At 64.0% G+C, this 15,302-nt stretch carries 11 protein-coding genes and 4 tRNA genes; 14 read left to right on the top strand and 1 reads right to left on the bottom strand.

What is annotated here, in order from left to right; all coding sequences use genetic code 11:
- Positions 1-120: 120 nt before the first annotated feature.
- Positions 121-2,859: a TonB-dependent receptor plug domain-containing protein gene (locus NQ204_RS17190; protein WP_256644490.1), complete on the bottom strand. Its 2,739-nt coding sequence runs from the start codon at positions 2,857-2,859 to the stop codon at positions 121-123.
- A 171-nt stretch (positions 2,860-3,030) separates the two neighbouring features.
- Here NQ204_RS17190 and NQ204_RS17185 point away from each other — a divergent pair, with 171 nt between their 5' ends.
- The 14 genes from NQ204_RS17185 to rpoB all read left to right on the top strand — a co-directional run bounded on the left by NQ204_RS17185 (position 3,031) and on the right by rpoB (position 15,269).
- Positions 3,031-4,056, top strand: a complete 1,026-nt coding sequence (locus NQ204_RS17185; protein ID WP_116863890.1) for a cyanophycinase — start codon at positions 3,031-3,033, stop codon at positions 4,054-4,056.
- A gap of 105 nt (positions 4,057-4,161) precedes the next feature.
- The gene (locus tag NQ204_RS17180) at positions 4,162-5,178 is read left to right on the top strand and encodes an isoaspartyl peptidase/L-asparaginase family protein (RefSeq protein WP_116863891.1); all 1,017 of its coding nucleotides are present in this window, start codon (positions 4,162-4,164) and stop codon (positions 5,176-5,178) included.
- A 137-nt stretch (positions 5,179-5,315) separates the two neighbouring features.
- Positions 5,316-5,401 (top strand) — tRNA-Tyr (locus tag NQ204_RS17175).
- A 26-nt stretch (positions 5,402-5,427) separates the two neighbouring features.
- Positions 5,428-5,501: transfer RNA gene (locus NQ204_RS17170), tRNA-Gly, on the top strand.
- A gap of 48 nt (positions 5,502-5,549) precedes the next feature.
- Positions 5,550-5,625 (top strand) — tRNA-Thr (locus NQ204_RS17165).
- A 39-nt stretch (positions 5,626-5,664) separates the two neighbouring features.
- The gene (gene tuf / locus NQ204_RS17160; RefSeq protein WP_079220745.1) at positions 5,665-6,855 is read left to right on the top strand and encodes an elongation factor Tu; all 1,191 of its coding nucleotides are present in this window, start codon (positions 5,665-5,667) and stop codon (positions 6,853-6,855) included.
- A 103-nt stretch (positions 6,856-6,958) separates the two neighbouring features.
- Positions 6,959-7,034: transfer RNA gene (locus NQ204_RS17155), tRNA-Trp, on the top strand.
- Between the two features lie 48 nt (positions 7,035-7,082).
- Positions 7,083-7,496 (top strand): preprotein translocase subunit SecE, encoded by a 414-nt coding sequence (gene secE / locus NQ204_RS17150; protein WP_116863892.1) that lies wholly within the window; start codon positions 7,083-7,085, stop codon positions 7,494-7,496.
- Between the two features lie 10 nt (positions 7,497-7,506).
- Complete coding sequence (gene nusG, locus NQ204_RS17145; RefSeq protein ID WP_108748649.1) at positions 7,507-8,067, top strand: transcription termination/antitermination protein NusG; 561 nt, start codon at positions 7,507-7,509, stop codon at positions 8,065-8,067.
- A 258-nt stretch (positions 8,068-8,325) separates the two neighbouring features.
- Positions 8,326-8,754 (top strand): 50S ribosomal protein L11, encoded by a 429-nt coding sequence (rplK, locus tag NQ204_RS17140; protein ID WP_004145248.1) that lies wholly within the window; start codon positions 8,326-8,328, stop codon positions 8,752-8,754.
- 4 nt (positions 8,755-8,758) lie between these two features.
- Entirely contained in the window at positions 8,759-9,457 is a 699-nt protein-coding gene (rplA, locus tag NQ204_RS17135; RefSeq protein WP_079220747.1) for a 50S ribosomal protein L1, read from the top strand.
- Positions 9,458-9,843: 386 nt separating this feature from the next.
- Positions 9,844-10,377 (top strand): 50S ribosomal protein L10, encoded by a 534-nt coding sequence (gene rplJ / locus NQ204_RS17130; protein WP_079220748.1) that lies wholly within the window; start codon positions 9,844-9,846, stop codon positions 10,375-10,377.
- A gap of 64 nt (positions 10,378-10,441) precedes the next feature.
- Positions 10,442-10,807 carry a 50S ribosomal protein L7/L12 gene (gene rplL / locus NQ204_RS17125; protein ID WP_108767846.1) on the top strand — a complete coding sequence of 122 codons (366 nt, stop codon included), beginning with the start codon at positions 10,442-10,444 and terminating at the stop codon, positions 10,805-10,807.
- A gap of 307 nt (positions 10,808-11,114) precedes the next feature.
- Complete coding sequence (rpoB, locus tag NQ204_RS17120; RefSeq protein WP_108758330.1) at positions 11,115-15,269, top strand: DNA-directed RNA polymerase subunit beta; 4,155 nt, start codon at positions 11,115-11,117, stop codon at positions 15,267-15,269.
- The last annotated feature ends 33 nt before the right edge of the window (positions 15,270-15,302 follow it).

The following is a 15,302-nucleotide window of genomic DNA, read 5'->3' as shown; positions in this document are numbered from 1 at the left end:
CGCCGAGGACGGTGAAGATTTCCAAGACCCGCTATCCGGTAGATCGCAAGGCTGCACCGCTTAAGTGAACAGCATTACGCCAATGGCGGGCCTTGTCGTCCACGTCCTGCGAAACCGCGCTTACAACGCGCTGCCGCCGAACTTGTGGGTGTACTGCAGGTTGATCGTGCGGCCAACGCTGTCGAACCAGGACACGTCGTAGTAAGGGTAGGCCGTGTACGTGGCGTCCTTCGGCGGCATCTTGTTGAACACGTTGGCCACCGACAGCGACAGGCGCGAGTGGTCGTCGAAGCGGTACTGCACCGACGCGTTGTAGCGGTACGTGGCCTTGATGTACGGGCTGTCGCCACTGTCCGGGTCGAACACCTGGTCGTAGCTGTCCGAGTTCGGCAGCTTGCCCAGGCGCGAGCCGTACACGGTGGCCGACCACGCATCCTTCTCCCAGGTCACGCTGACGCTGGTCTTGGTGCGCGGGATGTCGAAGCCGCTGTTCACCGCGAACTGGTCTTCGGTCGGGTCGCCCGGGTAGCGCTGGAAATCATGCTCCTTCACCCGGGTGTGGGTGCCGTTGAAGATGAAATCACCGGCAACGGTCTGCAGGCGGTAGCGCAGTCCCACGTCGATGCCCGAGGTCGACTCACGCGCGACGTTGATCGGGTTGACGTACACGCCGTACAGGCGGCCGTCGGCGGTACGGGTCACCCGCGCCAGCGCGTCCACGCAGGTCGGCGAGGTGATGTCGGCGTCGCCCAGACGGCAGTTCGCTTCGCTGGCCAGGATCGTGCGCACGTCCATGTCCTGCACCTGCTTGCGCATGTCGATGTCGAACCAGTCCACCGACAGATCGAGGCCGGCGGCCGGCGACCAGACGAAGCCTGCGCTCCACGAGGTGCTGGTTTCCGGGTCGAGCTCGCGGTTGCCGCTGCGGCTGCGGATCACGTTGCGCTCGTAGTCGGAGCAGTCATCGGCGTCGTCGGCACGGCAGCTGTACAGATCTTCGGCCGTGGTCTCATCGTTGCCCGGGCCGGCGAACACGTAGTGCAGGTCGGGCGCGCGGAAGGCGGTGCCGTAGGAGCCGCGTACCAGCAGGCTGTCCACGGGACGCCACTCCAGGCCGCCGCTCCAGGTCGCCTTGCCGATGGTATGACCGGAATAGCGGTACTGGTCGTAGCGGCCGGCCACGCTGAGGTTCAGCGTGTCGTGCAGCGGCAGGCGCAGTTCGGCGGCGGTCGCCCAGCGGTTGCGCGACCCCTTGCCGTCCGAATCCTTCCAGCTGTAGTAGTAGTACTCGGTCGCCAGCGGATCGGGATTCAACGCGTAGGCCTGCTGGCCCACTTCCACGGTCGCGGCGAAGCCCACATCGCCGCCGGGCAGGCCGAACAGCGAACCGTTGGTCAGGGTCAGGGCCGCGGTCTCGGTGCGCGACTTCGGCGTGTAGGTCGTGCGCGCGGCGATCGAGTCGTACTCGGCGCGGGTCAGCGGCGTGTACAGGCGCGACGGGTCGGCGTTGTAGATCGGGAAGCCGTCATCGTCCTCGCCCAGCTGCGGGCCCAGGAACAGGTCGTTGGCCTTGGCGGCGACGATCTGCGGCCAGCTGATCCGCGACTGGTACTGTGAGTGGCTCAGCGCCGCTTCGTAATCCCAGTTGCCGACCAGGTTGCCCTTGAAGCCGGTGGTCACGCTGAAGGTCTTCTGCGTGCTGCGCACCATGGCATTGCGCAGGCCGCCCATTTCCTCCGGCGAGAACTGGCGCTGCCAGAATTCGATCTCACCGGTGGCTTCGTTGTTGAAGTAGCCCGACTCGTCGCCGTCGGCGGCCATGCGGCCCCACGAAGTGACATCGCGCATCAGGGCCAGCGTGTGGTGCCCCATCTGCACGTCGGCAAACCACTGCTGGCCGTTGTCGAAGTCGTAGCTCAGCGAGGCATAGCCGTTGGCGCCGCGGCGTTTGCTGAGGATGGTGCCGTAGCCGATCGACGCGTCGCTGCCGCAGTAATAGCCATAGCGCGGGCGGAAGGCGTGGTAGGTGCTGCCCTGGTTCTGCCCGGCCAGCGCTTCGCAGGTGGCCGCGCCCGGGTCCAGGTAGTCATCGTTGTAGTCGGTGCGCAGGTAGGCGCGGCGGGCGATGCGCGAGCCTTCGGTCGGCCCGTCCTGGGTCGAATCCTGGATGTCGCGCTCATAGGCCCACAGTGGCGTCTGCGACTGCAGCTCCACGCTGTACACCGCATTGAAATTGCCCTTGCTGAAGCCGCTGGACAGGCTCATGTCGAACGACTCGCCACCGCCTTCGCTGGTGGTGCCCATGCGCACGTCGACCGTGGTGCCGTCGGCCTTCTTCTTCAGGATGAAGTTGACCACGCCGGCGATCGCATCCGAACCGTAGATGGCCGACGCGCTGCCGGTCAGCACTTCGATGCGGTCGATCATGCCCAGCGGGATGTTGGACACGTCGGTGAAGTTGCTGCGGCCCTGGAACGGCATCGGGAAATCAGCGATGCGGCGGCCGTTGACCAGCACCAGGGTGTGGTTCGGGCCCAGCCCGCGCAGGTCGACCTGCTGTGCGCCCGGCGAGAAGTCGGCGCCGCTGGAGGACTGCTGGCTCTGCGTCTCGCCGCCGTTCTGGGTCATCGCACGCAGCACGTCGGGCACTGTGGTGAAGCCGCTGGAGCGGATCTCCTCCGCATTGATCACCGTGATCGGTGCCGGGCCTTCCACCTGTGCGCGCGGAATGCGCGAACCGGTCACCTGGACCGCATCGAGCTGCTGCACCGAAGAGGAACCGGGGCTCTGGGCCGCTGCCGAGGCAGCAACACCCATCAACGCCAGCTGGATCGACCACGCCATCGCCTGTCTACGCATGAGAGATATCTCGGGAATGAAGCCGGCCCGCAGAGGAGGGGACCTGTCCCCCATTCACAATCCGGAATGGGCGCGCGCATTTAACGCCTTTTTTATGCTCTTGACTACAGGTCTTTCATCTGGCAAAGAGTGAAAACGGTTGCAAGCCGATTCTGTACAGGGAGATCCACGATGAGTTCCCTTGTCCGCCGATTCTGGTCAAGCCTCGTGCTGGGGGTGGCGCTGGCCGTGATGGCTCCGCTGGCGTCAGCGCAGGACTCCCGCGACCTGCATTCCTCTGGCTTCGATTATTACGAGATTGGCGACCTGGATGCACCTCGTCCCGGTCCACGCGCCCCTGCGATGATGCTGATGGGCGGCGGCGAGTGGGTGCCCGAGGCCTTCCAGTGGTGGCTGCGGCAGGCCGGCAACGGCCGCGTGCTGATCCTGCGCGCCTCCGGTGGCGACGAGCTGCAGGAGCGCCTGTACCGCGATATCGGCGGCACCACCGCCGTGCAGACCCTGGTGTTCGACAACCGCCGCGGCGCCGACGATCCTGCGGTGCTGCGCGTGGTTGCCGCGGCCGATGCCATCTTCATCGCCGGCGGTGACCAGTCGCGCTACATCCGCTTCTGGAAGGGCACGGCGCTCAACCGCGCGCTCAATGCGCACGTGCGCGCAGGCAAGCCGATCGCCGGCACCAGCGCTGGCTTGGCGATCCTTGGCGGCTATGCCTACGGCGCCCTCGATGGCGGCAGCATCACCTCGGCCGGCGCGCTGGCCGACCCGATGGGCAGCGCGGTCACCCTGGACAGCGGCTTCCTGCACATGCCCTACCTGCAGCGCGTGGTCACCGATACCCACTTCGACAAGCGCGACCGGCTCGGCCGTCTGATCGTGTTCGTGGCCCGCGCCGCGCAGGAAAGCGGTGATCCGGACATGGTCGGCATCGGCGTGGATGAGGACACCGCTTTGTGCGTGGAGCCCGACGGCCAGGCCCAGGTCTACAGCGCCGATGGCCAAGGCAAGGTCTGGGTGGTCAGCCCCGGCCGCGACGCCGACCGGATGGTCGAAGGCGAGCCGTTGCAGTTCCATGCCGTGCCGGTCACCGTGGTCGCCAGCGGTGGACGCCTGCGCCTGGATGACTTCCAGGCCGACGTCGACTACCACGCCATGGCGGACATCACCGACGGCGAGATCGAAATCACGCGCCGGTAGTGCTGGCCGGCGGCCCCCTGGACGCATCATTGGCATGGTGCTGCCGGCCAGCGGCCGGCACTACCGGCACCGCCCATTCCCTGAACCACCCTGGAGACGTACCTGATGAAACTGCGCCTGGCGCTGTCTGCCCTGCTGTCCCTGCCTCTGCTCGCGCAGGCAGCGCCGTCCACCTCGCCGCTGCTGGTCATCCATGGCGGGGCAGGGGTCGAGCGCAAGGATCTGTCGCCGGCTGAAGAGAAGGCCGCGCGCACGGCGTTGAAGGCAGCGCTGTTGAAGGGGCATGCCGAACTGGTGGCGGGTCGCCCGGCGCTGGCGGCGGTCACCGCGGCGATCACCGTGCTCGAGGACGATCCCACCTTCAATGCAGGCAAGGGCGCGGTGTTCACCCATGACGGCCACAACGAACTGGACGCTTCGCTGATGGATGGCGCCACCCAGGCGGCCGGTGCGGTCGCAGGCGTGCAGCGCGTGCGCAACCCGATCCAGCTGGCGCAGCTGGTCATGCAGAAATCGCCGCACGTGATGATGGTCGGTCAGGGCGCCGAGGCGTTCGCGGTCGAGCAGGGCGTCAGCCTGGTGGATCCCTCGTATTTCCGCACCGACAAGCGCTGGCAGCAGCTGCAGCGCGCACTGAAGGAAGAGGCCAGGGGCCAGGCCCATGCCGATCTCGAAACGGCCAAGCACTTCGGCACCGTCGGTGCCGTCGCGCTGGATGCGCAGGGGCATCTTGCGGCAGGCACGTCCACTGGCGGCATGACCAACAAGCGCTACGGACGCGTGGGCGACTCGCCGATCATCGGTGCTGGTACCTGGGCCGATGCGCGCTGCGCAGTGTCCGGTACCGGTTGGGGCGAGTACTACATCCGCACAGCAGCGGCGCACGAGATCTGTGCGCGCATGCGTTACCAGGGGCAGACGCCGGAGCAGGCCGGCAAGGGCGTCATCAACGACAGCATCCCGCAGATGGGTGGCGATGGTGGCGCCATCGTGCTGTCCGCAGACGGAAAAGCGGCCACGCCGTTCAACACGCAGGGCATGTATCGGGGCTGGATTGGCGCGGACGGAGTGCCCCACGTCGCAATTTTCGCCAATGAGACCCTGGTGCTGCCAGGGCAATAACCTTGCGTATCAATGGGTTTGCGACAGCGTGTGAAAAAAACCGAAAAAAGCGTTGACAGCCCCCCGTCCCATCAGCAGAATAAGCGGCTCACCACCACACACCGCAACGCTTCGGCGGCAACGGCATGGGGTGGTAAGGAGGGATACCCAAGCGGCCAACGGGGGCAGACTGTAAATCTGCTGGCTTACGCCTTCGGTGGTTCGAATCCACCTCCCTCCACCAGATTCACGTTGTGGCACATTCCCGGTGCGGGAGTAGTTCAATGGTAGAACCTCAGCCTTCCAAGCTGATGGTGCGGGTTCGATTCCCGTCTCCCGCTCCATTGAATGAACTTTGAATATTATCGAGTTCATGCCATAATGCACAACTCGCTCACATAGCTCAGTCGGTAGAGCACTTCCTTGGTAAGGAAGAGGTCGAAGGTTCGATTCCTTTTGTGAGCACCATCTTAAGCACCACACCAGACGAATTCGAGATAAGCAGCCATGGCCAAGGGTAAGTTCGAGCGCACCAAGCCGCACGTCAATGTCGGCACCATCGGTCACGTCGACCACGGCAAGACCACGCTGACCGCCGCACTGACCAAGATCGGTGCCGAGCGTTTCGGTGGCGAGTTCAAGGACTACTCGGCCATTGACGCCGCTCCGGAAGAGAAGGCTCGTGGCATCACGATCTCGACCGCGCACGTCGAATACGAATCCACCACCCGTCACTACGCCCACGTCGATTGCCCGGGCCACGCTGACTACGTCAAGAACATGATCACCGGTGCCGCCCAGATGGACGGCGCGATCCTGGTGTGCTCGGCCGCTGATGGTCCGATGCCGCAGACCCGCGAGCACATCCTGCTGTCGCGTCAGGTCGGCGTGCCGTACATCGTCGTGTTCCTGAACAAGGCCGACATGGTTGACGATGCCGAGCTGCTGGAACTGGTCGAAATGGAAGTCCGCGAGCTGCTGAGCAAGTACGACTTCCCGGGCGACGACACCCCGATCATCTCGGGTTCGGCCCGCCTGGCGCTGGAAGGCGACCAGAGCGACATCGGCGTGCCGGCCGTGATCAAGCTGGTCGATGCTCTCGACAGCTGGATCCCGACCCCGGAGCGTGACGTCGACAAGCCGTTCCTGATGCCGGTGGAAGACGTGTTCTCGATCTCGGGCCGCGGCACCGTGGTGACCGGTCGTATCGAGCGCGGCGTGATCAAGGTCGGCGAGGAAATCGAAATCGTCGGCATCCGTCCGGTGCAGAAGACCACCGTGACCGGCGTCGAAATGTTCCGCAAGCTGCTGGACCAGGGCCAGGCAGGCGACAACGCCGGTCTGCTGCTGCGCGGCACCAAGCGTGACGACGTCGAGCGCGGCCAGGTTCTGGCCAAGCCGGGTTCGATCAAGCCGCACACCAAGTTCGACGCCGAAGTCTACGTGCTGTCGAAGGACGAAGGCGGCCGTCACACCCCGTTCTTCAAGGGCTACCGTCCGCAGTTCTACTTCCGTACCACCGACATCACCGGTGCGGTTGAGCTGCCGGAAGGCGTCGAGATGGTGATGCCGGGCGACAACATCAAGATGGTTGTCACCCTGATCAACCCGGTCGCCATGGACGCCGGCCTGCGCTTCGCAATCCGCGAAGGTGGCCGTACCGTCGGCGCCGGTGTGGTCTCCACCATCATCGAGTAAGCCTGCAAAGCCGGCGGTTGCATAGCGCTGCCGGTCGCGCGAGTGGCGGGCCGGGAACCTCGGTCCGCCTTCGCCGTCTAAGGGAAGGCAAGTTTCAATCTGTACGCCAGTAGCTCAATTGGCAGAGCAGCGGTCTCCAAAACCGCAGGTTGGGGGTTCGAGTCCCTCCTGGCGTGCCATCTGCCAACCTTATCCAGCGGTTCGTCCGCTAAAGCAGACATAGCCTGATGAATAGCAAGATCGAACACTCCAAGGACACCTCCACCCAGGGTGGGGATATCGCCAAGTATGCCGTCGCCGCGCTGCTGGTGCTGGCTGGTCTGTTCGTATGGTTCTGGTTCTCCGCTGACTCCGGTCGTGCTGCCCAGCTGGGCGCGTGGACGGGTCAGCTGCGTGCGTTGGCCGTTGTCGTGGGTCTGGCCGGTGGTATCGGCGTGTTCCTGTTGACCGGCAAGGGTCGTGATACCCGCGAATTCCTCTCCGAGTCGCGCTTCGAGCTGCGCAAGGTGGTCTGGCCGACGCGCCAGGAAGCCACCCGCATGACCTGGGTCGTGATGGTTGTGGTGATCATCCTCAGCCTGCTGCTGGGTGGATTCGATTACGTCATTCAGCGGCTGGTCCAGCTGTTCCTGACCCGCTAAGGAGATTTGCATGAAGCGTTGGTACGTCGTTCACGCCTATTCGGGCTTCGAGAAGTCGGTTGCGCAGGCCCTGCGTGATCGCATCGCCCGTGACGGCATGGAAGAGCGCTTCGGCGACGTCCTGGTCCCGACCGAAGAAGTGGTCGAGATGCGCGCTGGCCAGAAGCGCCGTTCGGAGCGCAAGTTCTTCCCGGGCTACGTGCTGGTCCAGATCGAGACCCACGAAGAAGCCGGCATCCCGCGCATCGACAACGAAAGCTGGCACCTGGTCAAGGAAACCCCGCGCGTCATGGGCTTCATCGGCGGCACCGCTGATCGTCCGCTGCCGATCGCCGATTCCGAGGCCGAGGCCATCCTGAACCGCGTCCAGGAAGGTGTTGAGAAGCCGCGTCCGAAGGTGCTGTTCGAGCCGGGCCAGATGGTCCGCGTCACCGACGGTCCGTTCAACGATTTCAATGGCGTCGTCGAAGAAGTCAACTACGAGAAGAGCCGTCTGCGCGTCTCGGTGCTGATCTTCGGTCGTGCCACCCCGGTCGAGCTCGAGTTCGGCCAGGTCGAAAAGGCCGTCTAAGCGGCCCCGTAGAGTCGAGCCATGCTCGACTCCGGACCAGGAACCGGGCATTGCCCGGTTTCGTTCGTTTACGTGCCGCTTCAGGCATGTGAAGAAAAAACCTGATATAGTGCGCGGCTCCCCGCTGGGAAGCCAGCAGGACGAAGCCGCCGCAAGGCGGCCTTCAGCATGATTTCAAAACGCGATGCCGGGACGCGTGATTCCCGGTCCGATGGGGAGCCTGTTGTCGCAAGGCGCTAGCACCCGGAGAGCATACTCATGGCAAAGAAAGTTGTCGGTTACATCAAGCTGCAGGTGAAGGCCGGTCAGGCCAACCCCTCGCCGCCGGTCGGTCCTGCGCTGGGTCAGCGCGGCCTGAACATCATGGAATTCTGCAAGGCGTTCAACGCTGCCACGCAGAAGCTCGAGCCGGGTCTGCCGGTTCCGGTGATCATCACGGCCTATTCGGACCGTACGTTCACCTTCATCACCAAGAGCACCCCGGCCACCACCCTGCTGAAGAAGGCCGCTGGCATCTCGTCGGGCTCCAAGCGCCCGAACACCGAGAAGGTCGGCAAGGTCACCCGTAAGCAGCTGGAAGAGATCGCCAAGGCGAAGGAACCGGATCTGACTGCCGCCGATCTGGATGCCGCCGTGCGTACCATCGCTGGCTCTGCCCGTTCCATGGGCCTCGTGGTGGAGGGTTAATCAGATGGCACAGAACAAGCGCGAAAAGGCCATCAAGGCCGCCGTTGTCCCGGGCAAGTCGTACGCCTTCGAAGACGCGATCAACATCCTGAAGACCGCCACCAAGGCCAAGTTCGTCGAGTCGATCGACGTTGCCGTGCGCCTGGGCGTCGATGCCAAGAAGTCCGACCAGCAGGTCCGTGGCTCCACCGTGCTGCCGGCTGGTACCGGCAAGTCGGTCCGCGTTGCCGTCTTCGCTCCGGCCGGTGCCAAGGCTGACGAAGCCCTGGCCGCTGGCGCCGAAGCCGTCGGTATGGACGATCTGGCTGAGAAGATGCAGGCCGGCGACCTGAACTACGACGTCGTCATTGCGACCCCGGACGCCATGCGCGTCGTCGGTAAGCTGGGCACCGTGCTGGGCCCGCGCGGCCTGATGCCGAACCCGAAGGTCGGCACCGTTTCCCCGAACCCGGGTGAAGCCGTGAAGAACGCCAAGTCGGGCCAGGTCCGTTACCGCACCGACAAGGCCGGTATCATCCACTGCACCATCGGCAAGGCCGACTTCGCCGAAGACGCCCTGAAGTCGAATCTTACCGCGCTGCTGCTGGACCTGATCAAGGCCAAGCCGGCTACCTCGAAGGGCACCTACCTGCAGAAGGTTTCGGTCAGCTCGACGATGGGCCCGGGCGTCACCGTCGACCAGTCGTCGCTGACCCTGAAGTAATTGTTTCAAGCGGTCACGGTACCCTCGGGCACCGTGACCGTGACATTTGAAGGCATCGCCGGCAGTCCATTGCTGGCGGTAGCCGTCAAAGACCGCAGGCGCGGTCGTGGCAATACCGGCGACGGGCACGGAAGCTCGATATGGCAGGGAGTCGCCGCCGGAGCAGCAATGACCGCTTAATCGATTCTTCGGAATCAACCTGCGTAGATGGTGCCCTTCTGGAGTTTTTCTGGTTCACGCACGTCTGGGATCTTCCCCGATTGCACTCCAGGTCTGGAACGGCCCACCCCCGGAGCATCATTCCGATGTTCCCGGCGTCCAGGACGGATGCCGCACAGGACCGCACACGGCAGGAGCCGTAAGCGGAGTTCAATTGGAGGAGTGCAATGGCTCTCAATCTGTCCCAGAAGCAAGAAGTAGTCGCCGAGCTGGCAGACGTCGCCGCCAAGGCCCACTCCTTGATCGCAGCCGAATACGCTGGCACCACGGTCGCCCAGATGACCGCGATGCGCAAGCAGGCTCGTGAAACCGGTGTTTTCTTGAAAGTTGTCAAGAACACCCTGGCTTCGCGTGCCGTTGAAGGCACCGAGTTCGCAGTCGCACAGGACCAGATGGTTGGTCCGCTGCTGTACGCGTTCTCGCTCGAGGAGCCCGGCGCAGCCGGTCGCCTGATCAAGGAAGCCGCCAAGGGCAACGACAAGCTGAAGGCTAAGGTCGTCGCCATCGGTGGTGAAGTGTTCCCGGCGAGCCACGTCGAGGTTCTGGCATCGCTGCCGACCCGCGACCAGGCCCTGGCAATGCTGGCACGCGTCCTGGCCGAGCCGGTCACGATGTTCGCCCGCGCCATCAAGGCTATCGGTGACAAGCAGAACGGTGGCGAAGCCGCTGAAGCTGCTGAACCGGCCGCCGAGACCGCCTGAGTTTCGACTATTTAGTGGTTCCTGACGGAACCTCAACCCAGAAAATCATCCAAAGGTAATTATCATGTCCCTTACCAACGAACAGATCGTCGACGCCATCGCCGAGAAGTCCCTGATGGAAGTGATGGAGCTGGTCAAGGCCATCGAAGAGAAGTTCGGCGTCTCCGCCGCTGCTCCGGTTGCCGCCGCTGTGGCTGGCCCGGCTGCCGTCGTTGAAGAGCAGACCGAATTCGTCGTCACCCTGAAGTCCGCTGGCGACAAGAAGGTTGAAGTCATCAAGGCCGTCCGCGCCATCACCGGCCTGGGCCTGAAGGAAGCGAAGGACCTGGCCGAAGCCGGCGGCGTCCTGAAGGACAATGCTTCGAAGGACGAAGCCGAGAAGATGAAGAAGGACCTGGAAGCTGCTGGCGCGACTGTCGAAGTCAAGTAAGCACTTCCCTTGCATCGTCATCGATTCACGGCGATGCAGCCAAGGCTGGGGGCGTAAGCCCCCGGCCTTTGGTCGTTTCATGCAATACACGATGTAAATGCGGAAAAAAGCCCAACACGGGCTGCGGTCACAACCTCGCCAGCCAGCGCCTCGCGCGGCAGCAGGGCAGTAGATGCAGACGAGTTGGCAGTTGGAAGTAGCAAGAGAAGGCGTGCTGGTGCCGGCAATACCAGCGACTTCCAACTGACAATTTCAAGTTTCCTTCGGGTCGTGGGCGCACGGCCCGCACAACAAGGTGGAAGACCTCATGACGTCCTATTCGTTCACCGAAAAAAAGCGTATCCGCAAGGATTTCGGCAAGCAGCGCTCGATTCTCGAAGTGCCGTTCCTGCTGGCCATCCAGGTGGACTCCTACCGTGATTTCCTGCAGGAAAACATCGATCCGGCCAAGCGCGCCGATTACGGCCTGCACGCTGCGCTGAAGTCGGTCTTCCCGATCGCCAGCTACAGCGGCAATGCCGCCCTGGAATACGTCGGCTACAAGCTGGGCGAGCCGGTCTTCGACGAGCGTGAGTGCCGTCAGCGTGGCATGAGCTACGGCGCGCCGCTGCGCGTGACCGTGCGCCTGGTCATCTACGACCGCGAGTCGTCGACCAAGGCCATCAAGTACGTGAAGGAGCAGGAGGTCTATCTGGGCGAAATCCCGCTGATGACCGAGAACGGCACCTTCATCGTCAACGGCACCGAGCGCGTCATCGTCTCGCAGCTGCACCGTTCGCCGGGCGTGTTCTTCGACCACGACCGTGGCAAGACCCACAGCTCGGGCAAGCTGCTGTACAGCGCCCGCATCATTCCTTACCGCGGTTCCTGGCTGGACTTCGAGTTCGACCCGAAGGACGCGCTGTTCACCCGTATCGACCGCCGCCGCAAGCTGCCGGTGTCGATCCTGCTGCGCGCGCTTGGCTACAGCAACGAAGAGATGCTGGCCGAGTTCTTCGAGATCAACACCTTCCACATCAACCCGGATGAAGGCGTCCAGCTGGAGCTGGTGCCGGAGCGCCTGCGTGGCGAGACCCTGGGCTTTGACCTCGCCGACGGCGACAAGGTCATCGTGGAAGCCGGCAAGCGCATCACCGCGCGCCACATCAAGCAGCTGGAAGCCTCGGGCATTGCTGCGCTGGCCGTGCCGGACGACTACATCGTCGGCCGCATCCTGTCGCACGACGTGGTCGATGCCTCGACCGGCGAACTGCTGGCCCAGGCCAACGACGAGATCAGCGACGAGCAGCTGCAGAACTTCCGCAAGGCCGGCGTCGATGCGGTGGGCACCCTGTGGGTGAACGACCTGGATCGTGGCCCGTACCTGTCCAACACCCTGCGCATCGATCCGACCAAGACCCAGCTGGAAGCCCTGGTCGAAATCTACCGCATGATGCGTCCGGGCGAGCCGCCGACCAAGGATGCCGCGCAGAACCTGTTCCACAACCTGTTCTTCACCTTCGAGCGCTACGACCTGTCCGCGGTCGGCCGCATGAAGTTCAACCGTCGCGTGGGCCGCAAGGAAACCACCGGCGAAGCCGTGCTGTATGACAGCAAGTACTTCGGCGAGCGCAACGACGAAGAGTCCAAGCGCCTGGTCGGTGCCCACGGCGACAGCTCCGACATCCTGGACGTGATCAAGGTCCTGACCGAGATCCGCAATGGTCGCGGCGTGGTCGATGACATCGATCACCTGGGCAACCGTCGCGTGCGTTCGGTCGGCGAAATGGCCGAGAACGTGTTCCGCGTCGGCCTGGTCCGCGTCGAGCGCGCGGTCAAGGAGCGCCTGTCGATGGCCGAGTCGGAAGGCCTGACCCCGCAGGAGCTGATCAACGCCAAGCCGGTTGCCGCTGCCATCAAGGAGTTCTTCGGCTCCTCGCAGCTGTCGCAGTTCATGGATCAGAACAACCCGCTGTCGGAAGTGACCCACAAGCGTCGCGTCTCGGCCCTGGGCCCGGGCGGCCTGACCCGTGAGCGCGCCGGCTTCGAAGTGCGCGACGTGCACCCGACCCACTACGGCCGCGTCTGCACCATCGAAACGCCGGAAGGCCCGAACATCGGCCTGATCAACTCGCTGGCCGTGTACGCCCGCACCAACAAGTACGGTTTCCTCGAGACCCCGTACCGCAAGGTCGTGGACGGCAAGGTCTTCGACGAAGTCGAGTTCCTGTCGGCCATCGAAGAAAACGAGTACGTCATTGCGCAGGCCAACGCCCTGACCAATGCCGACAGCGTGCTGACCGAGCAGTTCGTTCCGTGCCGTTTCCAGGGCGAATCGCTGCTGAAGCCGCCGGCGGAAGTCCACTTCATGGACGTCTCGCCGATGCAGACCGTGTCGATCGCGGCCGCGCTGGTTCCGTTCCTGGAGCACGATGACGCAAACCGCGCACTGATGGGCGCGAACATGCAGCGTCAGGCCGTGCCGACTCTGCGTGCGCAGAAGCCGCTGGTCGGTACCGGCATCGAGCGCGCCGTGGCGCGTGACTCCGGTGTGACCGTCAACGCCCGTCGTGGTGGCGAGATCGTGCAGATCGACGCCGCGCGCATCGTGGTCAAGGTGGTCGAGGAAGAAATCGTCGGTGCCACCGACGCCGGCGTCGACATCTACAACCTGGTCAAGTACACCCGTTCGAACCAGAACACCTGCATCAACCAGCGTCCGCTGGTCCAGGTGGGTGACGTCATCGCCCGCGGCGACGTGCTGGCCGACGGTCCGTCCACCGACATCGGCGAACTGGCCCTGGGCCAGAACATGCTGATCGCGTTCATGCCGTGGAACGGCTACAACTTCGAAGACTCCATCCTGCTCTCCGAGCGCGTGGTGGAAGAGGATCGCTACACCACGATCCACATCGAAGAGCTGACCTGCGTTGCGCGTGACACCAAGCTGGGGCCGGAGGAAATCTCCGCCGACATCCCGAACGTTTCCGAGCAGGCGCTGAACCGCCTGGACGAAAGCGGTGTGGTGTACATCGGTGCGGAAGTCCGCGCCGGCGACATCATGGTCGGCAAGGTCACCCCGAAGGGCGAAAGCCAGCTGACCCCGGAAGAGAAGCTGCTGCGCGCGATCTTCGGCGAGAAGGCTTCGGACGTTAAGGACAGCTCGCTGCGCGTTCCGCCGGGCATGGACGGCACCGTCATCGACGTGCAGGTCTTCACCCGCGACGGCATCGAGAAGGACAAGCGCGCCCGCCAGATCGAAGAGTCTGAAATCAAGCGCGTCAAGAAGGACTTCGACGACCAGTTCCGCATCCTGGAAGCCGCCATCTACATGCGTCTGCGTTCGCAGATCGTGGGCAAGGTGGTCAACGGTGGTGCCGGCCTGAAGAAGGGTGACGTCATTTCCGACGCCTACCTGGACGGCCTGAAGAAGGCTGACTGGTTCGCCCTGCGCATGAAGGACGAGGACGCTTCGGAAGCCATCGAGCGCGCACAGAAGCAGATCCAGGCGCACGAGAAGGAATTCGAGCGTCGCTTCGCCGACAAGCGCGGCAAGATCACCGCCGGCGACGACCTCGCCCCGGGCGTGCTGAAGATGGTCAAGGTGTTCCTGGCCGTGAAGCGCCGCATCCAGCCGGGCGACAAGATGGCTGGCCGCCACGGCAACAAGGGTGTGGTCTCCAACGTGGTGCCGGTCGAGGACATGCCGTACATGGCCTCGGGTGAAACCGTGGACATCGTGCTGAACCCGCTGGGCGTGCCGTCGCGTATGAACATCGGCCAGATCCTGGAAGTGCACCTGGGCTGGGCAGCCAAGGGCCTGGGTCGCAAGATCCAGGCGATGATGGAAGCCCAGGCTGCGGTTGCCGACCTGCGCAAGTTCCTGGACGACATCTACAACCACGACGACACCAACGTGGCCAACCGTGTCGACCTGTCGCAGTTCAGCGACGAGGAACTGCTGCGTCTGGCCCGTAACCTGACCGACGGCGTGCCGATGGCCACCCCGGTGTTCGACGGCGCCACCGAAGCGGAAATCAAGCGCATGCTGGAACTGGCCGACCTGCCGAGCAGTGGCCAGACCCAGCTGTACGACGGCCGCACCGGTGAAGCGTTCGACCGCCACACCACCGTCGGTTACATGCACTACCTGAAGCTGAACCACCTGGTCGACGACAAGATGCACGCCCGTTCGACCGGTCCGTACTCGCTCGTCACCCAGCAGCCGCTGGGCGGCAAGGCGCAGTTCGGCGGCCAGCGCTTCGGTGAAATGGAAGTCTGGGCGCTGGAAGCCTACGGCGCGGCCTACACCCTGCAGGAAATGCTGACGGTGAAGTCCGATGACGTGCAGGGCCGCAACCAGATGTACAAGAACATCGTCGACGGTGAGCACGAGATGGTCGCGGGCATGCCGGAATCCTTCAACGTCCTCGTGAAGGAAATCCGCTCGCTGGCCATCAACATGGAACTGGAAGACAACTGATCCATGCCGGCGCGGCGGTCCGCCGCCGCGCCG

The sequence above is a fragment of the Stenotrophomonas testudinis genome (assembly GCF_024499815.1).
Lineage (GTDB): Bacteria > Pseudomonadota > Gammaproteobacteria > Xanthomonadales > Xanthomonadaceae > Stenotrophomonas.
Note: the sequence above shows the minus strand (reverse complement) of the source record. Positions and strands in the feature narration are given on the sequence as shown.